General features: G+C 62.2%; 20 protein-coding genes and 4 tRNA genes. 2 read left to right on the plus strand and 22 right to left on the minus strand.

The window, feature by feature from the left end; all coding sequences use genetic code 11:
• Positions 1 to 56: 56 nt before the first annotated feature.
• The 12 genes from B0E42_RS13370 to leuC form a co-directional block, all read right to left on the minus strand.
• Positions 57 to 728 carry an SPOR domain-containing protein gene (locus B0E42_RS13370; protein WP_077506618.1) on the minus strand — a complete coding sequence of 224 codons (672 nt, stop codon included), beginning with the start codon at positions 726 to 728 and terminating at the stop codon, positions 57 to 59.
• The gene (gene folC / locus B0E42_RS13375) at positions 712 to 2,019 is read right to left on the minus strand and encodes a bifunctional tetrahydrofolate synthase/dihydrofolate synthase (protein ID WP_077506619.1); all 1,308 of its coding nucleotides are present in this window, start codon (positions 2,017 to 2,019) and stop codon (positions 712 to 714) included. Before folC ends, B0E42_RS13370 begins: the two co-directional genes overlap by 17 nt.
• A complete protein-coding gene (gene accD, locus B0E42_RS13380) occupies positions 2,016 to 2,936 on the minus strand; it encodes an acetyl-CoA carboxylase, carboxyltransferase subunit beta (protein WP_018610823.1) in 921 nt (306 codons plus the stop codon). Before accD ends, folC begins: the two co-directional genes overlap by 4 nt.
• Before the next feature lie 252 nt (positions 2,937 to 3,188).
• Positions 3,189 to 3,821 (minus strand): phosphoribosylanthranilate isomerase, encoded by a 633-nt coding sequence (locus tag B0E42_RS13385; protein WP_018610822.1) that lies wholly within the window; start codon positions 3,819 to 3,821, stop codon positions 3,189 to 3,191.
• A gap of 63 nt (positions 3,822 to 3,884) precedes the next feature.
• The gene (gene truA / locus B0E42_RS13390) at positions 3,885 to 4,709 is read right to left on the minus strand and encodes a tRNA pseudouridine(38-40) synthase TruA (protein ID WP_018610821.1); all 825 of its coding nucleotides are present in this window, start codon (positions 4,707 to 4,709) and stop codon (positions 3,885 to 3,887) included.
• Positions 4,710 to 5,361: 652 nt separating this feature from the next.
• A complete protein-coding gene (locus tag B0E42_RS13395; RefSeq protein WP_077506620.1) occupies positions 5,362 to 7,956 on the minus strand; it encodes a FimV/HubP family polar landmark protein in 2,595 nt (864 codons plus the stop codon).
• Positions 7,957 to 8,166: 210 nt separating this feature from the next.
• Positions 8,167 to 9,177 carry an aspartate-semialdehyde dehydrogenase gene (locus tag B0E42_RS13400; RefSeq protein WP_077506621.1) on the minus strand — a complete coding sequence of 337 codons (1,011 nt, stop codon included), beginning with the start codon at positions 9,175 to 9,177 and terminating at the stop codon, positions 8,167 to 8,169.
• A 264-nt stretch (positions 9,178 to 9,441) separates the two neighbouring features.
• Positions 9,442 to 10,554 carry an aspartate-semialdehyde dehydrogenase gene (gene asd, locus B0E42_RS13405; RefSeq protein WP_003203857.1) on the minus strand — a complete coding sequence of 371 codons (1,113 nt, stop codon included), beginning with the start codon at positions 10,552 to 10,554 and terminating at the stop codon, positions 9,442 to 9,444.
• Positions 10,555 to 10,608: 54 nt separating this feature from the next.
• Complete coding sequence (gene leuB / locus B0E42_RS13410; protein WP_018612426.1) at positions 10,609 to 11,691, minus strand: 3-isopropylmalate dehydrogenase; 1,083 nt, start codon at positions 11,689 to 11,691, stop codon at positions 10,609 to 10,611.
• 66 nt (positions 11,692 to 11,757) lie between these two features.
• On the minus strand, positions 11,758 to 12,522 hold the full coding sequence (locus B0E42_RS13415) for a class I SAM-dependent methyltransferase (protein WP_018612425.1): 765 nt from the start codon (positions 12,520 to 12,522) through the stop codon (positions 11,758 to 11,760).
• Positions 12,523 to 12,678: 156 nt separating this feature from the next.
• On the minus strand, positions 12,679 to 13,323 hold the full coding sequence (leuD, locus tag B0E42_RS13420; protein WP_018612423.1) for a 3-isopropylmalate dehydratase small subunit: 645 nt from the start codon (positions 13,321 to 13,323) through the stop codon (positions 12,679 to 12,681).
• 11 nt (positions 13,324 to 13,334) lie between these two features.
• Complete coding sequence (leuC, locus tag B0E42_RS13425; RefSeq protein WP_018612421.1) at positions 13,335 to 14,753, minus strand: 3-isopropylmalate dehydratase large subunit; 1,419 nt, start codon at positions 14,751 to 14,753, stop codon at positions 13,335 to 13,337.
• Positions 14,754 to 14,909: 156 nt separating this feature from the next.
• Here leuC and B0E42_RS13430 point away from each other — a divergent pair, with 156 nt between their 5' ends.
• Both B0E42_RS13430 and B0E42_RS13435 read left to right on the plus strand, forming a co-directional pair.
• Positions 14,910 to 15,800: a LysR family transcriptional regulator gene (locus B0E42_RS13430; RefSeq protein WP_003203868.1), complete on the plus strand. Its 891-nt coding sequence runs from the start codon at positions 14,910 to 14,912 to the stop codon at positions 15,798 to 15,800.
• A 68-nt stretch (positions 15,801 to 15,868) separates the two neighbouring features.
• Complete coding sequence (locus tag B0E42_RS13435) at positions 15,869 to 19,147, plus strand: EAL domain-containing protein (protein WP_077506622.1); 3,279 nt, start codon at positions 15,869 to 15,871, stop codon at positions 19,145 to 19,147.
• A 214-nt stretch (positions 19,148 to 19,361) separates the two neighbouring features.
• Here B0E42_RS13435 and B0E42_RS13440 read toward each other — a convergent pair whose 3' ends face one another.
• The 10 genes from B0E42_RS13440 to gltX form a co-directional block, all read right to left on the minus strand.
• Complete coding sequence (locus tag B0E42_RS13440) at positions 19,362 to 19,814, minus strand: Hsp20 family protein (RefSeq protein WP_018612416.1); 453 nt, start codon at positions 19,812 to 19,814, stop codon at positions 19,362 to 19,364.
• A gap of 119 nt (positions 19,815 to 19,933) precedes the next feature.
• Entirely contained in the window at positions 19,934 to 20,893 is a 960-nt protein-coding gene (locus B0E42_RS13445) for a tRNA-dihydrouridine synthase (protein WP_018612414.1), read from the minus strand.
• A gap of 112 nt (positions 20,894 to 21,005) precedes the next feature.
• Positions 21,006 to 21,455 (minus strand): thioesterase family protein, encoded by a 450-nt coding sequence (locus tag B0E42_RS13450; RefSeq protein WP_018612412.1) that lies wholly within the window; start codon positions 21,453 to 21,455, stop codon positions 21,006 to 21,008.
• An 85-nt stretch (positions 21,456 to 21,540) separates the two neighbouring features.
• On the minus strand, positions 21,541 to 22,374 hold the full coding sequence (locus B0E42_RS13455; protein WP_014337447.1) for an alpha/beta fold hydrolase: 834 nt from the start codon (positions 22,372 to 22,374) through the stop codon (positions 21,541 to 21,543).
• 28 nt (positions 22,375 to 22,402) lie between these two features.
• The gene (locus B0E42_RS13460) at positions 22,403 to 22,942 is read right to left on the minus strand and encodes a TetR/AcrR family transcriptional regulator (protein ID WP_003203880.1); all 540 of its coding nucleotides are present in this window, start codon (positions 22,940 to 22,942) and stop codon (positions 22,403 to 22,405) included.
• A gap of 179 nt (positions 22,943 to 23,121) precedes the next feature.
• A tRNA-Glu gene (locus B0E42_RS13465) sits at positions 23,122 to 23,197 on the minus strand.
• Between the two features lie 75 nt (positions 23,198 to 23,272).
• Positions 23,273 to 23,348 (minus strand) — tRNA-Ala (locus B0E42_RS13470).
• Between the two features lie 53 nt (positions 23,349 to 23,401).
• Positions 23,402 to 23,477: transfer RNA gene (locus B0E42_RS13475), tRNA-Glu, on the minus strand.
• A 79-nt stretch (positions 23,478 to 23,556) separates the two neighbouring features.
• Positions 23,557 to 23,632 (minus strand) — tRNA-Ala (locus B0E42_RS13480).
• 271 nt (positions 23,633 to 23,903) lie between these two features.
• A complete protein-coding gene (gene gltX / locus B0E42_RS13485; RefSeq protein ID WP_077506623.1) occupies positions 23,904 to 25,385 on the minus strand; it encodes a glutamate--tRNA ligase in 1,482 nt (493 codons plus the stop codon).
• Positions 25,386 to 25,484 lie beyond the last annotated feature (99 nt).

The raw sequence follows: 25,484 nt of genomic DNA on the forward strand, positions 1-25,484 counted from the left end.
TTAGCAGAGCGCAGGGCTGTCGGTAAGCTGCGTGATTCAAATCAGCAAAATCGCTGTCAGCCGCGCTCTGGCTGGAAGCGCACCACGAAACCCTTGAGGTTCTGCTGGCGGCTGAGCAGGTCACGCAGGCGGTCAGCCTCGGCACGCTCGATCAGCGGCCCGACAAACACTCGATTCTTGCCATCGGCGGAACGAATGTAGGCGTTGTAGCCCTGGCTACGCAGGGTTTTCTGCAAGTTCTCGGCACTTTCGCGACTGGTCAGGCTGGCCAATTGCACCGACCAACTGACGGACAGGCCATTGGCATCCACACGACTCTGGGTCGTGTCCGGCTTGGTGGGCGCCGCAGTGATCGGCTGGCTCGGGGCCGGCTTGATAGCCGGTGTTGCTGGAACAGGCACCGGCGCGACAGTCGGCTTGCTTGGCGCGGCGGGGGCAGGCGTGGCAGGTACAGGTGCAATCGGCGTAGAAGGCACCGCAGGTTGCTCAGCCAATTCCTCGTCGCTTGGCACAGGTTCCTGAGGCAACGCCTGGGGCTCGGGCACGACCACTGGCTCAACCTGCACAGGCGGCACCGAAGGCGCCTGGGGCGCGGCCGGCGCGTCGACCGTGACCTGACGCTGCTCGTCCTGACGGGAAAACAGCATCGGCAGGAAAATCACCGCCAGGGCCACCAACACCAGGGCCCCGACCATGCGCTGCTTGTACGCCTTATCCAGCAATGCCATCTGCAGCCTCCTCCGTGGAGCGCCGGGCCAACCATTGAAGGGCCTCGGCAACACAAAAAAATGATCCGAACAGCAGGATTTCATCATCGGCCGTCGCCAGGGCGCACTGCCCTTCAAGCGCGTCGGCCACGCTAGCGTAGGCTTGCACTGAAGCACCGCGGCGCTGCAAGGCTTCCTGCAACTGCGCCGCGGTACGCGAGCGCGGCGAATCCAGTGGCGTCACCGCCCAATGCTGGACACTAGCACCCAACGCCTCGACAACGCCATCCAGATCCTTGTCGGACAGTAGCCCGAACACCGCCAGCCGCCGCCCTGCCACGGGCCGCCGCGCCAGGCGCTCGGCCAGGTACTGCGCCGCGTGGGGGTTATGGCCGACATCCAGCAACAGGCTCAGGCGCTTGCCTTGCCAATCGAACTGACGACGATCGAGGCGCCCGACCACGCGGGTCGCCTGCAGCGCCTGGACGATTTGCCCGGCCTCCCATGGCAAACCCAGCAACAGATAGGCTTGAAGCGCCAGCGCGGCGTTTTCCATCGGCAGGTCCAGCAAGGGCAGATCGTGCAACTCCAGCGGATTGCCCTGCAGGTCGCTGCCGCGCCATTGCCAGTGCTGCTCGGTCATCGCCAGGTCGAAATCCCGCCCGCGCAGAAAGAACGGGCAGTTCAATTCGCGAACCTTGTCCAACAGCGGCTGGGGGGGATTGAGATCGCCGCAAAGCGCAGGCGCGCCCTGGCGAAAGATGCCGGCCTTCTCGAAGGCCACGGATTCGCGGGTATCACCCAGGTAATCGGCATGGTCCACGCCAATGCTGGTGACCAGTGCAATGTCTGCGTCCACCAGGTTGACCGTATCCAGCCGTCCGCCCAGGCCAACTTCCAGCACGACCGCATCGAGACCGGCACGGGCAAACAACCAGAACGCCGCCAGGGTGCCCATCTCGAAATAAGTGAGGGTTGTATCGCCTCGCCCGGCTTCCACCGCGGCAAAGGCTTCGCACAGCTGGGCGTCAGTGGCTTCGACGCCGTTCACTTGCACCCGCTCGTTGTAGCGCAGCAGGTGCGGCGAGCTGTAGACACCGACACTCAGCCCCTGGGCCCGCAGCAGCGAAGCCACGAAGGCGCAGGTCGAACCCTTGCCGTTGGTGCCGGTGACGGTGATGACCCGGGGCGCCGGCTTGGCCAGTCCCATGCGGGACGCTACCGTTTGCGAGCGCTCCAACCCCATGTCGATGGCCGATGGATGCAACTGCTCGAGGTAGGCAAGCCAGTCGCCCAGGGTGCGTTGGGTCATAGCCCGGCAGGCACTGGCGGAACCACGATCGGCTCGATCGGTGCGGCGACGAATTTCGGCGTCGGCAGACCCATCAGTTGCGCCAGCAGGTTGCCCAGGCGCGGACGCAGCTCCTGGCGATGAATGATCATGTCGATGGCGCCGTGCTCCAGCAGGAACTCACTGCGCTGGAAGCCTTCCGGCAGTTTCTCACGCACGGTCTGCTCGATCACGCGCGGGCCGGCAAAACCGATCAGGGCTTTTGGCTCGCCGACGATCACGTCGCCCAGCATCGCCAGACTGGCGGAAACACCGCCGTAGACCGGGTCGGTCAGCACCGAAATGAACGGAATGCCTTCTTCGCGCAGACGCGCCAGCACCGCGGAGGTCTTGGCCATTTGCATCAGGGAGATCAGCGCTTCCTGCATCCGCGCACCGCCGGAAGCGGCAAAGCAGATCATCGGGCAACGGTTTTCCAAAGCGTAGTTGGCAGCACGAACGAAGCGCTCACCGACGATGGCGCCCATGGAGCCACCCATGAAGGAGAACTCAAAGGCCGAGACCACCACCGGCATGCCCAGCAGGGTGCCAGTCATGGATATCAGCGCGTCTTTTTCGCCGGTCTGCTTCTGGGCAGCGGTGAGGCGATCCTTGTATTTCTTGCCGTCACGGAATTTCAGGCGGTCCACTGGTTCCAGGTCGGCACCCAGCTCCACACGGCCTTCAGCGTCCAGGAAAATATCGATACGGGCACGCGCGCCGATGCGCATGTGGTGGTTGCACTTGGGGCAAACGTCCAGGGTCTTTTCCAGCTCGGGACGGTACAGCACCGCCTCGCAGGACGGACACTTGTGCCACAGACCTTCAGGCACCGAGCTTTTCTTCACCTCGGAACGCATGATCGAAGGGATCAGTTTGTCTACTAACCAGTTGCTCATGCTTTCTTTCTCCAGTACCGGCGGCCCGAACGCTCTGGTTCGCGGCCCCGCGTATGCCCTTGAGCTAAATTCATTGTGCGGCGAGTCGAGGGGCCGCCACGGTCAGTGCAAGACATGACCTGCGTGCAACCCAACCTTCCTCAGCCATCCCGGCAACCGCACGGCGGCTACCACTTCGCTATCGGCCCACCCGGAGGCGGCGCCTGCCTGTTTTGTACAGTGCTGGTATGGACGGCGGCAGTCTGCCAGCCGTCACATTGACGACTGGCTACTGCGCACAGCGGCCATGAATGCACGAATCTTTGCCGGGTCCTTGATGCCCTTGCTCTGCTCCACCCCGCCGCTCACGTCCACCGCGTAAGGGCGAACCTGGCGAATGGCCTGAGCCACGTTGTCCACGGTCAGGCCACCGGCCAGGATAATCGGTTTGTCCAAGCCCTGAGGCACCAGCGACCAATCGAACGCTTCGCCGGTCCCTCCGGGAACGCCTTCCACATAGGTGTCCAGCAAAATGCCGCTGGCACTGGCGAACGCTGCGCAACTGGCGGCAATGTCATCCCCGGCCTTGACCCGCAACGCCTTGATGTACGGACGATGCCAGCCTTCGCAATCGGCTGGGGTCTCATCGCCATGGAACTGCAACAAGCCCAGCGGCACCGCATCGAGTATTTCGCCCAGCTCGCAACGACTGGCATTGACGAACAGGCCCACGGACGTCACGAACGGCGGCAAGGCCTGGACGATCGCCCTCGCCTGCTGCACCGTCACCGCGCGCGGGCTCTTGGCGTAGAACACCAGCCCGATGGCATCGGCCCCGGCCTCGACCGCCGCCAACGCGTCCTCGACGCGGGTGATCCCGCAAATCTTGCTGCGAACGACCGGCATGATGGGTAAAACCTCAGGCAAATCCGTGAAAGTCCCGGATGGTAGCAAATGCTGCGGAGGGCGTCAGCCGTCGAGTTCCGAGAAGCCGGTGAGGAAATGTGGCCCGATGTAACGCTCCGGCAGTTCGAACTCATCCCGATACTCGACCTGCACCAGGTACAAGCCAAACGGGTGCGCCGTGACGCCACCGGAGCGGCGGACACGACTGTCGAGCACTTCCTTGATCCACTCCACCGGCCGTTCGCCAGCACCAATGGTCATCAGCACGCCGGCAATGTTGCGCACCATGTGATGCAGGAACGCGCTGGCGCGGATGTCGAGCACGATCATCTTGCCGTGACGAGTCACGCGCAGGTGATGCAACTCTTTGATCGGCGACTTGGCCTGGCACTGGCCGGCACGGAAGGCGCTGAAATCATGGACGCCAACCAGGTATTGCGCGGCCTCGGCCATGCGCTCGACATCCAGCGGGCGGTGATTCCAGGTGATCTCTTCGTTCAGGTGCGCCGGACGGATCTGATCGTTGTAGATCACGTAGCGATAACGCCGGGCAATGGCCTTGAAGCGCGCGTGAAAATGCGCCGGCATCACCTTGGCCCAACTGACGCTGACGTCGTGGGGCAAGTTGATGTTGGCACCCATCACCCAGGCCTTCATCGAACGCTCGACCTGGGTGTCGAAATGCACCACCTGGCCGCAGGCATGCACGCCGGCATCGGTACGACCGGCGCAATGCAGCGACACGGGCGAGTCGGCGACTTTGGACAGGGCGTTTTCAAGGGTTTCCTGCACCGTCAATACGCCGGACGCCTGGCGCTGCCAGCCACGGTAGCGCGAGCCTTTGTATTCAACGCCCAAGGCGATCCGGAAAAAGCCGTCGGCCGCCATTTCGGCGGCCGGGTTGTCTATGTTTGCCAAGGAATTACAGCCTGCTGAGGTACGCAAAGGCGGGCATTATAAGGCCGATGGCTTGGGATGCCAGTCCGACGGGTGATCCTGTGTTGAATGGGCTGGCGCCATCGCGAGCAAGCTTTGCTCCCACAGCGATTCTCCAGTGCTCACGAGTTCCACGCCCACCGCAAATCCTCTGTGGGAGCCGAGCTTGCTCGCGATAGCGGTGGGTCAGCTTGCATTGATGTTGAATGCACCTCGGTCATCGCGAGCAAGCTTTGCTCCCACAGCGATTCTCCAGTGCTCACGAGTTCCGCGCCCACCGCAAATCCTCTGTGGGAGCCGAGCTTGCTCGCGATAGCGGTGGGTCAGCTTGCATTGATGTTGAATGCACCTCGGTCATCGCGAGCAAGCTTTGCTCCCACAGCGATTCTCCAGTGCTCACGAGTTCCACGCCTACCGCAAATCCCCTGTGGGAGCCGAGCTTGCTCGCGATAGCGGTGGGTCAGCTTGCATTGATGTTGAATGTACCTCGGTTATCGCGAGCAAGCTTTGCTCCCACAGGGATTCTCCAGCCCAAACACCCGCAAATCCCGCCGCAAACAAAAACGGCAGCCTCACCGGCTGCCGTTTTTGTTTAATCGCTGACTCACGCCAGGCGCGACAACATCTCCTGCGCTTCGCTCTTCTGGGTGGCGTCGCCTTCGCTGAGGACTTCGCCGAGGATGTCGCGGGCGCCGTCGTTGTCGCCCATGTCGATGTAGGCCTGGGCCAGATCGAGCTTGGTCGCCACTTCGTCGGTACCGCTAAGGAAGTCGAAGTCCGGCTCGTCTTCAGCACCGACCAAGGCATCTTCGGCGGTAAACGTCGGCTGGCCCAGCGTGTCGGACAGGCGATCCAGCTCGGCGTTTACATCGTCCAGCTCGGACTCGAAGGCATCCTTGGGCGCATCGTGCGCGTCCATTTCGTCAGACAGGGACAGATCGAAATCCGCCGGCAGCTCAAGATCGTCGGCCGGGATGTCGGCCACGGCTGGCGTTTCAGCCGCAGGCAAGTCCAGGCCCTTGAGGTCGTCATCGAGGTCCAGCAGGAAGTCTTCATCGTCGAGCGCCGGGATCGGGGTCGGCGCATCGGCGCCCAGGTCCAGGTCGAATTCCGACAGGTCGTCCAGGCTTTCGTTGGCTTCAGTCTGCTGCTTGAGCACCGACTCGAAACTCAGGTCGTCGTCTTCCGGGAACGCGTCCAGCTCAGCGACAGGCTCTGGTGTCGGCGCGACCGGGGCCGCCTCCAGGTCATCCAGGCTCAAGTCAAAGGCGCTGTCCAGCTCCTCGTCGGTCGGCGACTTGTCTTCCAGCAGGTCCTTGACGTACTGCGCGTCCAGCTCTGCTGCCACTGTCGCGGCGGCCAAGCCTGCGGCGGTGGCGACCACCATGGCCGGGAAACGGCTTTTCAGCTGTTCGACCTGGGCGAAGTTGTCGCCATTGGCCACCAATTGGCGTTCCTGGGCGACAAAGGCGTCGCGGTCGCCCTGCTGACCGTAGACTTCCATCAGCTTCAGGCGCAGGTCGCTGCGCTGGGGCTCGGCCTTGATGCCTTGTTCAAGCAGGTCGGCGGCCTGGTTCAAGCGGCCGCGATCGATATGGGACTGGGCCTGGGGCAGCACGTCGTCGGAGCGCTCGGCAGCCGGGGCCACCAATGGCGCCGCGATAGGCGGTGTGACCACCACAGGCGCGACCACCGGAGCCGGCTTGGGTACTGGCGCAGGAGCTGGTGCAGGTTTTGGCTCGAGTTTTACACTAGGCGATGGAACGTCAATGCCCTCGAAGCTGCTCGGGGGCAGATCGAGCTCCGGGGAGAAGTCAGCCTCCTCCTCGAGGGCCCGCGCCATGCGCAAGTGCTTTTCCGCTTCCTGTTGGGCCTTGCGGCGACGGGCAAGCAACAACAGCAGCAACAGCAGGAGCAGCGCGCCGCCACCCACCAACCCCAGCAGGATCGGATTGGTCAGCAGGTCGTTGTATTTTTGCGCGTTGGACGCGGCAGGCGCCGGCTCGACCGCAGTGGCAGGCGGCGTCGCCTCTGGGGTCGCTTCTGGCGCAGGTGCAGCCGTCGGAGCTTGAGCCGCTGGCGCAGGGGTCAGCTCGGCGGACATTGCAGGAGGCGCCTCGCCAGCAGGCGGAACGGCGACACCTTCGGCCTGCATCTTGGCCAGTTGATTGTTCTTCAGCTCGATCAGGCGCTGCAGTTTGTCCAACTGGCTCTGCAGATCCGCCATGCGGCTTTTCAGTTCTTCGTTATCCCGGCGAGCCGAATCGAGGCTTTCCTGGGTGACCGCAAGCTTGTTGGAGAGCGCCTGGGCATCGCCAGCAGCCCCCTTGCCCTTGCCGCCCGCCTTCGCTGAGTCAGCCGACACCAGGCTCAAGTTGTCGCGACCGGCAGCCTGTGCCGGCGCACCTTCACCACGGCCACGCTTGGTGGCATCCAACTGCTGCTTGCCAGCACCCGCCACGCCACGACGACCCGAGCGCCAGGCGGCGTTCTGCGCGGCCACTTCAGCGATGGCCTGGGGTTGCGGCAATGCAGTGCTTTGCACCGGGTCCGGCAGGCGCAACACCTGACCGGTCTTGAGCAGGTTGATGTTGCCGTTGATGAACGCGTCAGGGTTCAACGCCTGGATCGCCAGCATGGTTTGCTGGACCGACCCACCGTTGCGCGCCTTGGCGGCGATTTCCCACAGGGTATCGCGCGGCGTGGTGGTGTATTGCGAAGGCTTGGTGACCCCGGTGACCGGCGTGGACACGACCTGAGGCGGTTTCGCCCGGGCGGCGTCGGCGGCCTGTGGCGAAAATTTGGAGGGATCGAGCAATACGCTGTAGTCGCGCAGCAGACGGCCGTTGGGCCACATCACCTGCACCAGGAACTTGACCATCGGCTCGGACAGCGGCCGGCTGGACGTTACCCGCAGGACGCTCTTGCCATTGGCGTTGATCACCGGGGTGAAGCTCAGGTCATTGAGAAAGGCCTGGCGGTCGACGCCGGCCTTGGCGAAGTCATCGGGCGAGGCCAGGCTCGGCACGACTTCGGCGGCGGTCAGCTGCTGGACGTCGAGCAACTCGATCTCGGCGACCAGAGGCTGGTTCGGCGTCGACTTCAGGGTCAATTCCCCGAGCCCGAGCGCTTGCGCCATACCGGAGGACAGCGCCGAGGCGGCCGCTATTGCTAACACCAGTTTGCGAACTTGAACCATAGCCTCTTCCTTTGTTTGAACATTCCTCGGCCAGCGAGAAGGTATTGATGCCGCTGCCGTAAGGCATTGCGCGCAGCCCCGATGTGACGGTGCGCGCGATCATTTCACTCATGCCCCGGGAAAGTCCCCCAGAGGGATGTTCGCCTTCAGCACTCCGGCCAAGCATAGCGCCCAGCTAGAATCATTCGACAAATTGATGCCAAGTATCTTTTACAGCAAGTCTTTTATCAACAACTCAGCCACCTGCACGGCATTGAGGGCCGCGCCCTTGCGCACGTTATCTGACGTCAGCCACATATTTAGTTCCGCCGGATCGTCGATCCCACCGCGCACACGACCAACGTAGACCACATCCTGCCCCACCGCATCGCCCACCGCCGTCGGGTAATCACCCGCCTCCACCAGCTCGATACCGGGTGCCGCTTCCAACGCCGCGTTGACCTTGGCCAGGTCGATGGGGCTCGCAGACTGCACAGTCACGCTAAAGCTATCGCCAAAAAACACCGGGGCTTGAATGCAAGTTACGGAAATCTTTAACAAAGGTTGATTCAGCACCTGGCGCAACTCGCGGACCAGGCGCTTTTCCAGCTGCGTATGGCCCTGCTCGTCCGGGGTGCCGACCTGGGCCAGGAGGTTGAACGCCATCTGCCGATCAAAGAATTTAGGCTCCAGCGGACGGGCGTTGAGCAGCTCGGCGGTCTGGCGCGCCAATTCGCTCACGGCCACGCGGCCCTGGGCCGACACGGCGAGGCTGGCGGTCAGGCTGATGCGCTGCAAGTCCAGGCATTCGCGCAGCGGCGCCAGCACGACCGCCAAGGCCGTGGCCGACGCGCTGGGGCTGCTGACCTGCAACGGCTTGCTCAAACCGGCGAGCACCTGGGCATTGGCTTCCGGCACAATCTGCGGCGCCTGTTCGGGCGGCAAGGCGCCGGACAGGTCAATCAACGCACAGCCAGCCGCCGTGGCCCGCGGGGCGAAACTCAGGGTCACCGCCGGGCCGGCGGCGAAGAACACCAGTTGGACTTTGCTGAAATCGAATTCGTCGACTTCGCGCACCCGCACGTTTTTGCCACGGAACATCACCGAGCTGCCTGCCGATTCGCTGCTGGCCAGCAGGTGCAGGTTACCGACCGGGAAGTCCCGTTCTTCGAGAATCTGGACGAGGGTTTCGCCGACAGTACCGGTGGCGCCGATCACGGCAATATCAAAGGACTGGCTCATGGGTCTACCTCAGGTAAAACGTGGGGAGCGGCACTTTACCGGGTGGTGGGTATGCAGGCAATTGGCTGAAACTTTTGTGGCGACTGGATCGACCCCATCGCGAGCAGGCTCGCTCCCACAATGGATCTTCAGTGGACACAAGACCTGTGGGAGCGAGCCTGCTCGCGATGAGGCCAGTCCAGACACCTAGACCCCACTAAAACTGCCCCCAATAAAAAACCCGCACCTCTCACAAGGCACGGGTTCTTTCACCGCAGCAATCGATCAACGCTCGAGCAGGATCCGCAGCATGCGACGCAGCGGTTCGGCCGCGCCCCACAGCAGTTGGTCGCCGACGGTGAAGGCACCGACGAATTGCGACCCCATGTTCAGTTTGCGCAGACGGCCCACCGGTACGTTCAGGGTGCCGGTGACCTTGGTCGGGCTCAGCTCCTGCATACTGATTTCGCGGTTGTTCGGCACCAGCTTGACCCAAGGGTTGTGCTGGCTGATCAACCCTTCGATGTCGGCGATCGGCACGTCTTTGTTCAGCTTGATGGTCAGCGCCTGGCTGTGGCAGCGCATGGCGCCGATGCGCACGCAGATGCCGTCCACCGGGATCGGGCTCTTGAAGCGGCCCAGGATCTTGTTGGTTTCGGCCTGGGCCTTCCACTCTTCGCGGCTCTGGCCGTTGGGCAGTTCCTTGTCGATCCAGGGGATCAGGCTGCCGGCCAGTGGTACGCCGAAGTTCTCGGTCGGGTAGGCATCGCTGCGCATCGCCTCGGCGACCTTGCGGTCGATGTCGAGGATGGCGCTGGCCGGGTTGGCCAGGTCATCGGCGACGGCGGCGTGGGTGGCGCCCATCTGCTTGATCAGCTCACGCATGTTCTGCGCGCCGGCACCGGACGCCGCCTGGTAGGTCATGGCGCTCATCCACTCCACCAGACCGGCTTCGAACAGGCCGCCCAGGCCCATCAGCATCAGGCTGACGGTGCAGTTGCCGCCGATGTAGTTCTTGGTACCCGCGTCCAGCTGCTGGTCGATGACCTTGCGGTTCACCGGGTCGAGGACGATCACCGCGTCGTCCTGCATGCGCAGGCTGGAAGCGGCGTCGATCCAGTAACCCTGCCAGCCGGCTTCACGCAGCTTGGGGAAGACTTCGCTGGTGTAGTCGCCACCCTGGCAGGTCAGGATCACGTCGAGGGTCTTGAGCTCTTCGATGCTGTAGGCATCCTTGAGCGCACCGGTGTCCTTGCCCACGGACGGGCCCTGGCCACCGACATTGGAAGTGGTGAAAAACACCGGCTCAATGAGATCGAAATCCTGCTCTTCCAGCATTCGCTGCATGAGCACGGAACCGACCATGCCGCGCCAACCGATCAGACCTACACGTTTCATCGCAACTACACCTATACAAAAGTGGGCCACCGTCGGAGCGGTGGGCCCGAAAGATTACAGATTCCGCAGCGCGGCGACTACTGCATCGCCCATTTGCTGCGTACCGACTTTGGTACAACCTTGCGACCAGATATCACCGGTGCGCAAGCCTTGGTCCAAGACCACACTGACGGCTTTTTCGATCGCGTCGGCGGCATCGTTCAAGTTGAAGCTGTAACGCAGCATCATCGACACCGACAGGATGGTCGCCAACGGGTTGGCAATGCCCTGCCCGGCGATGTCCGGCGCCGAACCGTGGCACGGCTCGTACATGCCCTTGTTGTTGGCGTCCAGGGAGGCCGACGGCAGCATGCCGATGGAACCGGTGAGCATCGACGCTTCGTCGGACAGGATGTCGCCGAACAGGTTGTCGGTGACGATCACGTCGAACTGCTTCGGCGCACGCACCAGTTGCATGGCGGCGTTGTCGACGTACATGTGGCTCAGCTCGATGTCCGGGTAATCCTTGGCCACCTGCTCGACCACTTCACGCCACAGTTGACTGGAAGCCAGTACGTTGGCCTTGTCCACCGAGCACAGCTTCTTGCCACGCACGCGAGCCATGTCGAAGCCGACCCGGGCGATACGGCGGATTTCGCTTTCGCTGTACGGCAGGGTGTCGTAGGCCTGGCGTTCGCCATTATCCAGCTCACGGGTGCCACGTGGGGCGCCGAAGTAGATGCCGCCGGTCAGCTCGCGGACGATGAGGATGTCCAGGCCCGCGACGATTTCCGGCTTCAGGCTCGATGCATCGGCCAGTTGCGGGTAGAGAATCGCCGGACGCAGGTTGCCGAACAGGCCCAGTTGCGCGCGAATCTTCAGCAGGCCGCGCTCGGGGCGGATGTCGCGTTCGATCTTGTCCCATTTCGGGCCGCCCACGGCGCCCAGCAGCACGGCATCGGCTGCACGGGCACGGTCCAGGGTTTCATCGGCCAGGGGCACGCCGTGCTTGTCGATGGCCGCGCCGCCGATCACGTCGTGGCTGAGTTCGAAGCCCAGGCCGTACTTGTCGTTCGCCAGCTCCAGGACCTTGACCGCTTCGGCCATGATTTCCGGGCCAATGCCATCACCTGGGAGAATCAGAATCTGCTTGCTCATGCTTTCCTCGTTTGCTCTGTCGGCACATGCCTGGGCTTCGTACCCAACGCCTGGCCGGGAAAAATGCTATCGCTCGGCCCACAGCACCAGTACATCTGTACTGAACGAACCATCGGCCTCAATCTCAAAATATTCACGCACTTCATCGCCCATCGAACGCTGCAGCTGGAGAATCGCCGCCCGCATCACCTCGGGGGTGCGCATGCGCTCGACCCAGGAGCGATATTCCAGGCGCAGGCGCTGGCGCGAGGTGCTGCGGGTGTGCAACCCCGCTTCGCTGACCTGGCGCAACCACTCGCCGGCAGAATAATCGCGCACGTGGCTGGTGTCGCGCAGCACTTCGATGCTTTGCAGGTAGGTGTCCAGCAATGGCGTGCCTGGCGACAGGATGTCGATGAACGCCATCACCCCGCCCGGCTTGAGCACCCGGCGCACTTCCCGCAACGCCAGGCCCAGGTCGCTCCAATGATGCGCCGAATAGCGGCTGAACACGAAGTCGAACTCAGCGTCGGCGAACGGCAAGCGCTCAGCGGCGCCGCATACCGTGCTGATATTGCCCAGGCCACGCTCGGCAGCCGCCGTGGCGACCACGTCGAGCATTTGCTGGGACAAATCATAGGCCACCACTTCACCGGCCAGCGGCGCCACGTGGAAACTCACATGGCCGGCGCCACACCCCAGGTCCAGCACCCGGGCATCGCCACGACCGGCCAATGCAGCCTGTAGCAGCGCGAATTCAGCGCCCTGGGCGTGCACGGCACTGCTCAGATAGGCCGAGGCCTGTTCACCGAATTGCTTTTGTACAACCTGACTGTGGGCGGTGCTGGTCATGGGGACTTCCTTTTTAGGTCTAGCTTTGTATTGCCAGTGCCGCCGTCTTCGCGAGCAAGCCCGCTCCCACAAGGGGTTTTGTGAACGCCGCAAATCCAGTGTGGGAGCGAGCCTGCTCGCGAGAGGCCAGCACTGACTACATCAATTTCAGATCAATCAAGCATCGCGAAACAACCAAGGCTGGCTCGCCCGGTGCTTGGCCTCGAACGCGGCAATCGCCTCGCCGTCCTGCAAGGTCAGGCCGATATCGTCCAGGCCATTGAGCAGGCAATGCTTGCGGAACGCGTCGATCTCGAAACCCAGCACCTTGCCGTCGGGACGGGTCACGGTCTGGGCGGCCAGGTCGACCTGCAGTTGATAGCCGGGGTTGGCCTCGACCTGCTGGAACAGCTCATCCACGTCAGCATCGCTGAGGATGATCGGCAGCAAGCCGTTCTTGAAGCTGTTGTTGAAGAAGATGTCGGCATAGCTCGGCGCAATGATGCTGCGGAAACCGTACTCTTCCAGGGCCCATGGCGCGTGCTCGCGGCTCGAGCCGCAGCCGAAGTTCTCACGGGCCAGCAACACGCTGGCGCCTTGGTAACGCTCGGCGTTGAGCACGAAGTCCTTGTTCAACGGCCGCTTGGAGTTGTCCTGGTACGGCTGGCCGACATCCAGGTAACGCCATTCGTCGAACAGGTTCGGGCCGAAACCGGTGCGCTTGATGGACTTCAAGAACTGCTTGGGAATGATCTGGTCGGTGTCGACGTTGGCACGATCCAAAGGCGCGACAAGACCGGTGTGCTGGGTAAAAGCTTTCATGCTGCGCTCCTTCAGATCAATTCGCGGACATCGACGAAACGGCCGTTGACAGCCGCCGCCGCGGCCATGGCCGGGCTCACCAGGTGCGTACGGCCACCGGCGCCCTGACGGCCTTCGAAGTTACGGTTGGAGGTGGAGGCGCAATGCTCGCCCGACTCCAAACGGTCCGGGTTCATCGCCAGGCACATCGAGCACCCCGGCTCACGCCATTCGAAACCGGCTTCGAGGAAAATCTTGTCCAGCCCTTCCGCTTCCGCCTGGGCCTTCACCAGGCCCGAGCCCGGCACCACGATGGCTTGCTTGATGGTCGAAGCAACCTTGCGCCCCTTGGCGATCACCGCAGCGGCGCGCAGGTCTTCGATCCGCGAGTTGGTGCAGGAACCGATGAACACACGGTCAAGCTGAATGTCAGTGATCGCCTGGTTGGCGCTCAAGCCCATGTACTTCAAGGCTCGGACGATGGAGTCGCGCTTGACCAGGTCCATTTCCTTGGCCGGATCCGGTACGTTCTGGTCCACCGCCAACACCATCTCAGGCGAAGTGCCCCAGCTGACTTGCGGCTTGATCTGCGTAGCGTCGAGCTCGACCACGGTGTCGAACTTGGCATCGGCGTCCGACACCAGGTCTTTCCAGGCCTCGACCGCCATGTCCCATTCCACGCCTTTTGGCGAGAACGGACGGCCCTTGACGTACTCCACGGTTTTTTCATCGGCGGCCACCAGGCCAACGCGGGCACCGGCCTCGATGGACATGTTGCAGATGGTCATGCGGCCTTCGACGGACAAGTCGCGGATCGCGCTGCCAGCGAACTCGATGGCATGGCCGTTACCGCCGGCGGTGCCGATCTTGCCGATCACCGCCAGGACGATGTCCTTGGCGGTCACGCCGAACGGCAACTTGCCTTCGACGCGCACCAGCATGTTTTTCATTTTCTTGGCGACCAGGCACTGGGTGGCGAGCACATGCTCCACCTCGGAGGTGCCGATGCCATGGGCCAGGGCCCCGAAAGCACCGTGGGTCGAGGTGTGCGAGTCGCCGCAGACCACGGTCATGCCGGGCAAGGTCGCGCCCTGCTCCGGGCCAATGACGTGGACGATGCCTTGGCGCACATCGTTCATCTTGAATTCGACGATGCCGTATTCGTCACAGTTATCGTCGAGGGTCTGGACCTGCAAGCGCGAGACCTGGTCGGCAATGGCTTCGATGCCGCCCTTGCGCTCCGGGGTGGTCGGTACGTTGTGGTCCGGGGTCGCGATGTTGGCATCGATACGCCACGGCTTGCGCCCGGCCAGGCGCAGGCCTTCGAAGGCTTGCGGCGAAGTCACTTCGTGGATGATGTGACGATCGATGTAGATCAGCGCCGAGCCATCGTCGCGCTGCTTGACCAAATGCGAATCCCAGAGCTTGTCGTAGAGCGTTTTGCCGGCCATCAGACGGTTCCTCATCAGCTTGTTTCTATGCCCCGGGCCTTGACCGAATCAATAACCCCTTGGCTTGTGAGGCTGATCCTATGGGGTTACATTAAATAACTCAAATTCATATTTTTCATACTTTGCATAACCAACTGGAATTCGACCGAAACCGCCATGGACCTCGCCAACCTCAATGCCTTTATAGCCATCGCCGAGACGGGCAGTTTCTCCGGCGCCGGCGAACGCCTGCACCTGACCCAGCCAGCCATCAGCAAGCGCATTGCCGGCCTCGAGCAACAGCTCAAGGTGCGCCTGTTCGATCGCCTGGGCCGTGAAGTGGGCCTGACCGAAGCCGGCCGAGCCCTGTTGCCACGGGCCTATCAGATCCTCAACGTGCTGGACGACACCCGCCGCGCCCTGACCAACCTGAGCGGCGAAGTGACCGGGCGCCTGACGCTCGCCACCAGCCACCACATCGGCCTGCACCGCCTGCCACCGCTATTGCGGGAGTTCACCCGACGCTACCCCCAGGTGGCGCTGGATATCCAGTTCCTGGATTCGGAAGTGGCCTACGAAGAAATCCTCCATGGCCGGGCGGAACTGGCCGTCATCACCCTCGCCCCCGAACCCCACACGTTGGTACGGGCCACGCCGGTGTGGGACGACCCCCTGGATTTCGTGGTCGCCCCGGAGCATGCGCTGCTGGAAAACGGCGCGGTCAGCCTGGCGGACATTGCCTTGCATCCGGCGGTTTTCCCGGGGGGCAACACGTTTACCCATCACATCGTGCGACGGCTGTTCGAAGCCCAGGGCCTGACGCCGAACATCGCCATGAGCACGAATTACCTGGAAACCATAAAAATGATGGTCTCCATCGGCCTGGCCTGGAGCGTTTTGCCGCGCACCATGCTCGACGAACAGGTGGCGCGCATTCCTTTGCCGGGCATACAACTCAGTCGCCAGCTAGGCTATATCTTGCACACCGAACGGACGCTGTCGAACGCCGCACGGGCTTTCATGGCCTTACTGGACGCACAAATCGATTTGCCAGGGACAAGGGCATAGGTTGTGCCGCGCCTGTAGGGCCTGACGCCTGTGCTTTATGCCCTAACCCGCTCAAGGCTCGCTAGATAATGCCCAAACCCGCTGACCACCTCCCGCCCTTGCCACGCATCCAAGCGCTCGACCCGAAACGGTCCGAGCAAAGCTGGGACAGCGCGCCGCAGTTGTTGGCCGCCCTGAACGGTGCGCGACTGGGGGCCTGGTCGTGGGACATCGAGACTGGGAAGATCAGTTGGTCCCGGGGCACCCAGGCACTGTTCGGCTTCGATCCGCGCCAGCCATTGCCAGCGGATGTGGATTATCTGGACCTGTTGCTGCCCGAAGACCGGGACCGGGCCATGCGCGCCTTTCACGCGGCAGTGGCCGGGGCGCCGCTGGAACAGGCCATGCACCACCGCATCGTCTGGCCCGATGGCAGCCTGCATTGGCTGGAGATCAGCGGCAGCGTGCTGCCCGACAAGCACGGTCGCCCACGCATGATCGGGGTGATCCGCGAGATCACCCATCAGCGCGAGCGGGAACAGGCGCTGCGCAGCTCGGAAAAACGCTTCGCCACGCTCTTTCACCTGTGCCCGAACATGGTTTTGCTGACCCGCCAGGAGGACGGGCTGATCAGCGAGGCCAACCAGTATTTCGGAAGCCTGTTCGGCTGGCCGCTGCACGATGTGATCGGCCGCACCACCCTGGAACTGGGCTTGTGGGTTGACCCCGGACAACGGGCAAAACTGCTGGAAGCCATCAAGGCCAAGGGCGAACTGGCGAGCATGGAGGTGGAACTGCGGGCGAGCAATGGCCAGATCCACACCGGCCTACTCAGCGCGCAGAAAGTCGAGCTGGAGGGCCAACCCTACCTGTTGAGCGCCTTTCTCGACACCACCGAGCGCAAACTCGCCGAACAGGCCCTCAAGGACAGCCAGGAACGCCTGGACCTGGCCCTCGACTCGGCGCAACTGGGCACCTGGGACTGGCACATTCCCAGCGGCATGCTCTACGGCTCGGCCCGGGCCGCGCAGCTCCATGGCCTGGAGCCCAAGCCGTTCCACGAATCGTTCGATGCGTTTTTCGAAGGCGTCCCCATGGAAGAGCGCAACAACATGCGCAACGCCTATCGCAGCCTGCGCGAAGGTCCGGCGGGCAACTATCAGTTGACCTACCGCGTGCAACTGCCGGACGGCAGCTCGCGCTACCTGGAAAGCCGCGCCCGCCTCTACCGCAACGACGACGGCAGCCCCTTGCGCATGGCCGGCACCTTGCTCGACATCACCGACCAGGTGGAGCGCGAACAGAGCCTGGCCGCCTCGGAAGAAAAATTCGCCACGCTGTTCCAGGTCAGCCCCGACCCGATCTGCGTCACCCACCTGGACAGCGGCCGGTTCCTGGAGATCAACTCCAGTTTCACTCAGACCTTCGGCTGGACCGCCAGCGACGTAATCGGCCTCGACGCTGACGAAATCGGCCTCTGGGACGCCTCGGGCAGCAGCCTGCAACGCATCGAACGGGTGATCCGCGAACAATCACTGAACAATGTCGCCATCGTCGTTCACCATAAGAACGGCCAGCCGCTGACCTGTGTGATTTCCAGCCGGCAAATCAACGTCGGCAACCAGCCCTGCATCGTCACGACCTTGCGCGACATCACCCAGCAACAACGCTCCGAAGCCGCCCTCAAGGCCAGCGAAGAGAAATTCGCCAAGGCGTTTCATTCCAGCCCCGACGCCATCACCATCACCGAACTCGAAAGCGGTCGCTACCTTGAGGTCAACGACGGCTTCTGCCGGCTGACCGGCTACCGCGCCGACGAAGTGATCGGGCACACGGTCTACGAAGTGGGGATCTGGGCCGAAGAAAAACAGCGAGCCGCCTTGCTGGCCGAGCTGAAACTCAAGGGCCGCGTAGTCCACCAGGAGATGCTCGGGCGCAATAAACAGGGGGAAATCCTGACGGTGGAGGTCTCGGTCGAGCCCATCACCCTCAATGAAACGGCGTGCCTGCTGCTGACCGCCCGGGATGTGAGCCTGCTGCGCAATGCCGAAGCCCAGATCCGCCACCTGGCCTACCACGACTCGCTGACCAACCTGCCCAACCGCGCCTTGCTAATGGACCGGCTGAGCCAGCAGATCGCCCTGCTCAAGCGCCACAACTTGCGCGGCGCCCTGCTGTTTCTCGACCTGGATCACTTCAAGCACATCAACGACTCCCTCGGTCACCCGGTGGGCGACACCGTGCTGAAGATCATCACCGCGCGCCTCGAAGCCAGCGTGCGCCTGGAAGACACCGTAGCGCGGCTGGGTGGCGACGAATTCGTGGTGCTGCTCAGCGGCCTGGAAGGCTCGCGCAACGAAGTCAGCGAGCAAGTGCGGACCCTGGCCGACACCCTGCGCGAACTGCTTTCGGAGCCGATGTTTCTCGATGGCCAGCGCCTGCAGGTCACGCCGAGCATCGGTATCGCGCTGATTCCCGACCACGGCTCCACACCCACCGATTTGCTAAAGCGCGCCGACATTGCGCTGTACCGCGCCAAGGACTCAGGGCGCAACACCTCGCAGATGTTTCACACCACCATGCAAAAAGCCGCCAGCGAACGGCTGCGCATGGAGACCGATCTGCGCCTGGCCCTGGCCCGTGGCGAGTTCAGCGTGCATTTCCAGCCCCAGGTCGATGCCCGGGACAACCGCATCATCGGCGCCGAAGCCCTGGTGCGCTGGCATCACCCGGACCTGGGCGCCCAATCGCCCAACGAATTCATCAAAGTGCTGGAGGACAGTGGCCTGATCCTGGAAGTCGGGACCTGGATCCTCGATGAAGCTTGCGACGGCTTCAAGCAACTGATCGCCAAGGGCAAGATCGATCCCCAGCAATTCAGCCTGTGCGTGAACATCAGCCCACGGCAATTCCGCCAGAGCGACTTTGTCGAACGCATCGAAAACAGTCTCCTCTCTCACGGCCTGCCCTTCTCCCTGCTGAAACTGGAGATCACCGAAGGCATCGTGATCCAGAACCTGGACGACACCATCGCCAAGATGCGCCGGCTCAAGAAACTGGGGGTGAGCTTTGCCATGGATGATTTCGGCACCGGTTATTCGTCGCTGACCTACCTCAAGCGCCTGCCGGTGGACACGCTGAAAATCGACCAGTCATTCGTGCGCGACGCCACCAGCGACCCCAACGACGCCGAAATCATCCGCGCCATCGTCGCCATGGCTCGTAGCCTCAACCTGATCATGATTGCCGAAGGCGTGGAGACCCTGGAGCAATTGCAATTTCTTCAAGGGCTCGATTGCCATCTGTACCAGGGTTATTTGCATAGCCGGCCGTTGCCGCTGGAGGCGTTTGAGCGGTTGTTGCCCTAGCCTGTGCAGCCAGGCACGAGGCTTTTGTGGCGAGGGGGTTTTATGTGGGAGCAAAGCTTGCTCGCGACTGCAGGTGACTCGGTTTCTGAAGGACCGCATCGCTTTTATCGCGGGCAAGCCTTGCTCCCACAGTCCCCTCGCCACATAAATCTTCCACTGATATCCAAAAAATGAAAAAGGGCGCCATTTGGCGCCCTTCTTCATTTGCGCTGCATCAGTTTTGCAGCGCGGGTTGTTGCTGCGCTCCGTTGATCGGGATGCGCTTGGCCTTGGCCTCTTCCGGGATCACCCGCAGCAGGTCGATGCTCAACAGACCGTTGCTCAGGCCGGCGGACTTGATCTCGATATGATCGGCCAACCGGAAGGACAGCTTGAACGCACGCTGGGCGATGCCCTGGTGCAGGTAGGTGACGCTGTCGTTACTGGCTTCACGTTTGCCGCCACTGATGGTCAGCACACCTTTTTCCACTTGCAGGTCCAGGTCTTCTTCCTGGAACCCGGCGGTGGCGACCACAATGCGGTACTCGTCATCACCATGTTTTTCCACGTTGTAGGGTGGATAGCTGCTACCCGGTTCGTTGCGCAGGGCGGTTTCGAACAAGTCGTTGAAACGATCGAAACCTACCGAGGAACGGAACAGCGGGGCCAGCGAAAATGCAGTACTCATGATTCAAATCTCCTGAAAAAATCAGCAAGTTTTTTTGTCTCCGCGACCCGAATTCGGCATCGCGTAATCCCTATCTAGGGACCGCCAAAAACTTTTCAAGAGCTTTTTCTGAAATTTTTTCAGGCCGCTTCGGTGCGCTGCACACCCAGCAAATGGCCCACCGCGTCCAGGTCGGTTTCCCGGCGCAAAGCGGTAAACAGCGCCACCGCTTCGGGGTAATTGCGGGTCAGCATCGCCAGCCATTGCTTCAACCGGCCTGGAGCCTGGCGTGGTGTCAGTTGCTCGACCACCTGCACCCAGAAGTCCTGGAGCATCGGCTGCAGCTCGGCCCAGGACATCTCGACCACCTCCTCACCGGCCCGGGCGGCGGCGATCTGCCGGGCCAGGTCAGGGCGGGAAACGAGACCTCGACCGAGCATGATGTCTTCGACACCGCTGATTTCGCGGCAACGGCGCCAATCCTCAACGCTCCAGATATCGCCATTGGCGAACACCGGCACCTTGACCACTTCCTGCACCCGGGGAATCCACTCCCAGTGGGCAGGAGGCTTGTAGCCATCGACCTTGGTCCGCGCATGCACCACGATGTGCGCCGCACCGCCTTCGGCCAGTGCCGTGGCACACACCAGCGCACCGTCCGGGCTATCGAAACCCAGGCGCATCTTGGCGGTGACCGGAATGTGCTTTGGCACCGCACGACGCACGTGCTCGACGATTTCGTTGAGCAGTTCCGGCTCCTTGAGCAACACCGCCCCGCCCCGGGATTTGTTCACGGTCTTGGCCGGGCAACCGAAGTTCAAGTCGACAACCTCCGAGCCCAACTCGCACGCCAACGCCGCGTTTTCCGCCAGGCACACCGGATCGGAACCGAGCAACTGCACCCGCAACGGCACACCGGCAGCCGTCTGGGCACCGGTCAGCAGTTCAGGGGCGAGCTTATGGAAATAGGCCGGCGTGAGCAGACGGTCGTTGACACGGATGAACTCGGTGACACACCAGTCGATCCCGCCAACACGGGTCAGGACATCCCGCAGGATGTTGTCGACCAACCCCTCCATGGGCGCCAGGGCAATTTGCATGGAAACACACACTCAAACGAAAAAACGTGCGGCAGTTTACCGGATTTTGCCCACAACATCGGAATTCACCAGCAATCCCTGTGGGAGCGAGCTTGCTCGCGATGACGGTGGATCAGTCGATGAGGATGCCGGATGGCTTCAGCGCGGGACCATAACCTTCGATGAATTCCGGCGGCATGCGCTTGGGCCTGCCGGTGGACAATTCGATGCAGACGAAGGTGGTCTGGGCCCGCAGCAGCGTGGTGTTGTCGCTGGGACGGACCAGTTGGAAATGCCGGGTCATTTTCAGGCGCTGGTCCCAGTCGACGATCCAGGTCGCCAATTGCAGCTCATCGCCTTCATAGGCGGCCGCCAGGTAATCGATTTCATGCCGTACCACTGCCATGGCCCGGTCGAGGCGCCGGTATTCCACCAGATCCAGGCCCAGGCGCTGGGAATGGCGCCAGGCGCAGCGCTCGAGCCAGGTAACGTACACCGCGTTGTTGGCGTGGCCCAGCCCGTCGATGTCTTCGGCATTGACCTGAAGATCAATAATGAACGGTGTTGCGCGATCCCAGCCCATGCCCCTCTCCTGGTCGAATTTGGATCGGGGCAGTGTAACGGATCCTAGCTCGACCGCCATCGCGGGCAAGCCTTGCTCCCACAGATCAAGCCGATTGCCGCGCCTGCAGGCTGCGACCGGCCAGCAGTGATAACACCCCATCAATGACACGAGGATCGGCCAGCACCCGCTGATGCCCGCCCTGTGGCAGTCGCAGCAAACGACTGTCGAACCAGGCTTCATGGATCAACTGCGACTCCTTGACTGAAACCGACGTGTCGTCCTCGGCATGGACGATCAACCCCGGCACGTCCAGTTGGTAATGCGCGACGTCCATCTTCGAAGCGGGCATGCCCACATCGCTTTCCACCTGGCGAATGAACGCCGAACGCGCCTTGGGCGGCAGGCCCATCATCCGGGAGAAACCGCGCAGCACCCCCAGAATGCGGGCGGGTGCGGCGATGCTGACCAGCGTCTCGGTACGCAACCCCAACTGGACGGCCAACAGGGCACTGGCGCCACCCATGGAATGCCCGATCACGGCCTGCAACGGCGGCAGCTCAGCGGCGGCTTCGAGCATGGCCCTGGCAAACAACAGGACATTCGCCTCGCGACCCGGTGAGCGACCATGGGCTGGACCGTCCAGCGCCACCACCGTGTAACCGGCGTCCACCAGGGCCGTGATCAGCGCCGCGAACTGCGTCGGCCGCCCTTCCCAGCCATGCATCAGCAAGACTGCCGGGCCTTTGCCCCAGCGCAAGGCCGAGAGACCGAAGCGCAAGGTGATACGCTCGGACGAGGCCAGCAGCGGCAGTTCCCAATCCCGCGGCGGCAAGTTGCGCGGGCGCATGAACAGCGAACGCATCTGTTTGGCCACCAGGCGCGGAGCCACCCAACCCAGCGTGCCATTGACGCTACGAATCCAGCTCAACCTGTTCATCGCTCATCTCCAGGGCTTGCGCCTTAGCTCATCGCACCGCCGACTTGGCGGCGCGCAGCAAACGATCCGATAACTCTCCAGGGCCCAAGGCTCGTGCCAGGGCCAAGCCGCCCACCATCAAGGCGATGTCGGCCAGGGCCTTGTCGGCGTCCTCCGGGCTGGCCGCCAATTGCGCGACCATCAACTCGATATGCTCATTGAGCACTTCACGAAACGCATCCGGCAGCCGGCCGAGCTCGCCGACCGACGCAGGGATCGGGCAGGCGTGTTCGGTGGAGTCACGGTGCTTGCGGGACAGATAGAACGCCGCCACCAGAGCGCGCCGCTCTTCGCCTGTCAGCTCGCCATCCATGTCGGCGATCAGGCCGCGGCGCCGATTGAGCAATTGCTTGAATGCCTCCAGCATCAAGGCATCCTTGCTTTCGAAATGGGCATAAAAACCGCCCACCGTCAGCCCGGCCGCGCCCATCACCTCGCCCACGCTCGGCTCAGCCGGCCCACGCTGGATCAGCGCATCGCTGGCGGCCTTGAGAATGCGTTCACGGGTTTGTGCCTTTTTATCGCTCATCGTCGCCTCCGAATATTACGATTGAAATATTATTCCTATAATAATTTTCCGCAAGCGGAAATTTTGACCGCTGGTCAGAAGACTTTTTCAAGGATAGGGAATTGGCCGAACGCCAGACAAACAAAAGGGCCATTCAAGAATTGAATGACCCTTATAAAATCCCGCAGAGCGGGTAATCGTGGCGTCCCCTAGGGGACTCGAACCCCTGTTACCGCCGTGAAAGGGCGGTGTCCTAGGCCACTAGACGAAGGGGACACAAACCTTCTGACTTGATCAGCGCTGAGAACTGATCGATTCAAAGTCGGTGTGGCCAGACCTTGAACCTGTAATTGGTGGAGCTAGACGGGATCGAACCGTCGACCTCTTGCATGCCATGCAAGCGCTCTCCCAGCTGAGCTATAGCCCCAGGTTTTTCGCCTCGCGGCGGAGCGACATCTTGCAACATCGCTTCTGTAAAACTGGCGTCCCCTAGGGGACTCGAACCCCTGTTACCGCCGTGAAAGGGCGGTGTCCTAGGCCACTAGACGAAGGGGACGCAAACCCTTCTGTACAACTGATCAACGCTGAGTGTTGATCGCTTCAAGACCGGTGTGGCCAGGCCTTGAAGTGTAAATTGGTGGAGCTAGACGGGATCGAACCGTCGACCTCTTGCATGCCATGCAAGCGCTCTCCCAGCTGAGCTATAGCCCCTCATCGCTGAGGACGGGGCGAATCTTAAGGGCGTATCGGAGGGCTGTCAAATTTATTTTCAACAAATTTGAAAAATTTTTGCCGGGATAACAATCACTTACCACCTTCCCCAATAAAACTGGGGCCTCGCCTGTTCCGTAGGAGCTGTGTAGGAGCTGACGAGTGCAACGAGGCTGCGATCTTTCCCCCAGCTATTTGAATCTCAAGCGAAAGATCAAAAGATCGCAGCCTCGCTTCGCTCGTCAGCTCCTACACAGCTCCTACAGGCCATTTAGGCGATCGCGCCCAGCAGTTTTTCCCACTCCTTGTTTTCCTTCTTCGACACACCACCGAGCAGATCGATGGCCTGGCGCAGGCGGAAACGGGTCAGGTCCGGCCCGAGGATTTCCATCGCATCGAGCACCGACACCGAGCTGGCCTGGCCGGTAATGGCGGCGAACATCAGCGGCATGGCATCGCGCAGTTTCAACTCCAGCGACTCGACCACGGCCTGGATGGTCGCGGTGATGCTGTCTTTCTCCCACTGGCGCAGGCTTTCGAGCTTCCACAGGATCAGTTGCATCAACTGGCGCACCTGGTCGCCCGAAAGCTTCTTGGATTCGAACAACTTCGCATCCGGCGTCACGCCACCGGCGAAGAAGAAGCCGGCCAGCGGGGCGATCTGGCTGAAGGTCTCTACCCTGCCCTGCACATGGGGAGCGATCCTCATCATGTACTCTGGGTTCAATGCCCACTTCTGCACACGGGCGGCAAACTCTTCCACCGGCAGGTCGCGCAGCCACTGGCCGTTGAGCCACGACAGCTTCTCGACGTCGAAGATCGGCCCACCCAGGGACACCCGCGACAAATCGAAATGCTCGACCATTTCCTGCAGCGAGAACTTCTCGCGCTCGTCCGGCATCGACCAACCCATGCGTCCCAGGTAGTTGAGCATTGCCTCGGGCATGAAGCCCATGCGCTCGTAGAACGTCACCGAGGTCGGGTTCTTGCGCTTGGACAGCTTGCTCTTGTCCGGGTTACGCAGCAGCGGCATGTAGCACAACTGTGGTTGTTCCCAGCCGAAGTATTCGTAGAGCAGGATCAGTTTTGGCGCCGATGGCAGCCATTCTTCACCGCGCAGCACGTGAGTGATGCCCATCAGGTGATCGTCCACCACGTTCGCCAGGAAGTACGTCGGCAGGCCGTCGGTCTTCATCAGCACTTGCATGTCCATGCGATCCCACGGGATCTCGACATCGCCACGCAGCATGTCCGGCACCACGCAGACGCCTTCGGTGGGCACCTTCATGCGGATCACATGGGGCTCGCCGGCCGCCAGGCGACGGGCGACTTCTTCCTTGGACAGCAGCAACGCCCGGCCGTCGTAGCGCGGGGTTTCACCACGGGCCATTTGCTCGGCGCGCATCTGGTCCAGCTCTTCGGCGGTGCAGAAACACGGGAACGCATGGCCCATGTCCACCAGTTGCTGGCAATACTGCTGGTAGATGTCACCACGCTCGCTCTGGCGGTACGGACCGTGCGGGCCGCCGACGTCCGGGCCTTCGCTCCAGTCGATCCCCAGCCAGCGCAGGGCGTCGAAGATCTGCTGTTCGGACTCGCGGGTCGAACGCAACTGGTCGGTGTCCTCGATCCGCAGGATGAACTCGCCGCCATGCTGCTTGGCAAAGCAATAGTTGAACAAAGCGATGTAGGCGGTGCCGACATGGGGATCGCCAGTGGGCGAAGGCGCGATGCGGGTGCGGACGGTGGTCATGGCATGTCTCGGAAAGAATATAAAAGCGAAGATCGAACAGGGGGCGAATGGTAACAGGCGATGGCGGGCGGGCTCCAGTGAGAGGCTGATTTGAGTAGA

It is taken from the genome of Pseudomonas sp. A25(2017), from assembly GCF_002001065.1.
GTDB lineage: Bacteria > Pseudomonadota > Gammaproteobacteria > Pseudomonadales > Pseudomonadaceae > Aquipseudomonas > Aquipseudomonas kilonensis.

Excerpts from the sequence above, each read along its gene's own strand:
- leuC (WP_018612421.1), bottom strand. The coding sequence starts at position 14,753 with ATGGCCGGCAAAACGCTCTACGACAAGCTCTGGGATTCGCATTTGGTC.
- truA (WP_018610821.1), bottom strand. The coding sequence starts at position 4,709 with ATGGCGGCCGACGGCTTTTTCCGGATCGCCTTGGGCGTTGAATACAAA.
- accD (WP_018610823.1), bottom strand. The coding sequence starts at position 2,936 with ATGAGCAACTGGTTAGTAGACAAACTGATCCCTTCGATCATGCGTTCC.
- B0E42_RS13395 (WP_077506620.1), bottom strand. The coding sequence starts at position 7,956 with ATGGTTCAAGTTCGCAAACTGGTGTTAGCAATAGCGGCCGCCTCGGCG.
- gltX (WP_077506623.1), bottom strand. The coding sequence starts at position 25,385 with ATGACCACCGTCCGCACCCGCATCGCGCCTTCGCCCACTGGCGATCCC.
- B0E42_RS13400 (WP_077506621.1), bottom strand. The coding sequence starts at position 9,177 with ATGAGCCAGTCCTTTGATATTGCCGTGATCGGCGCCACCGGTACTGTC.
- B0E42_RS13445 (WP_018612414.1), bottom strand. The coding sequence starts at position 20,893 with ATGCAAATTGCCCTGGCGCCCATGGAGGGGTTGGTCGACAACATCCTG.
- B0E42_RS13435 (WP_077506622.1), top strand. The coding sequence starts at position 15,869 with ATGCCCAAACCCGCTGACCACCTCCCGCCCTTGCCACGCATCCAAGCG.
- B0E42_RS13415 (WP_018612425.1), bottom strand. The coding sequence starts at position 12,522 with ATGACCAGCACCGCCCACAGTCAGGTTGTACAAAAGCAATTCGGTGAA.
- B0E42_RS13460 (WP_003203880.1), bottom strand. The coding sequence starts at position 22,942 with ATGAGCGATAAAAAGGCACAAACCCGTGAACGCATTCTCAAGGCCGCC.
- leuD (WP_018612423.1), bottom strand. The coding sequence starts at position 13,323 with ATGAAAGCTTTTACCCAGCACACCGGTCTTGTCGCGCCTTTGGATCGT.
- asd (WP_003203857.1), bottom strand. The coding sequence starts at position 10,554 with ATGAAACGTGTAGGTCTGATCGGTTGGCGCGGCATGGTCGGTTCCGTG.
- B0E42_RS13430 (WP_003203868.1), top strand. The coding sequence starts at position 14,910 with ATGGACCTCGCCAACCTCAATGCCTTTATAGCCATCGCCGAGACGGGC.
- B0E42_RS13370 (WP_077506618.1), bottom strand. The coding sequence starts at position 728 with ATGGCATTGCTGGATAAGGCGTACAAGCAGCGCATGGTCGGGGCCCTG.
- B0E42_RS13455 (WP_014337447.1), bottom strand. The coding sequence starts at position 22,374 with ATGAACAGGTTGAGCTGGATTCGTAGCGTCAATGGCACGCTGGGTTGG.
- B0E42_RS13440 (WP_018612416.1), bottom strand. The coding sequence starts at position 19,814 with ATGAGTACTGCATTTTCGCTGGCCCCGCTGTTCCGTTCCTCGGTAGGT.
- B0E42_RS13450 (WP_018612412.1), bottom strand. The coding sequence starts at position 21,455 with ATGGGCTGGGATCGCGCAACACCGTTCATTATTGATCTTCAGGTCAAT.
- B0E42_RS13385 (WP_018610822.1), bottom strand. The coding sequence starts at position 3,821 with ATGCCGGTCGTTCGCAGCAAGATTTGCGGGATCACCCGCGTCGAGGAC.
- folC (WP_077506619.1), bottom strand. The coding sequence starts at position 2,019 with ATGACCCAACGCACCCTGGGCGACTGGCTTGCCTACCTCGAGCAGTTG.
- leuB (WP_018612426.1), bottom strand. The coding sequence starts at position 11,691 with ATGAGCAAGCAGATTCTGATTCTCCCAGGTGATGGCATTGGCCCGGAA.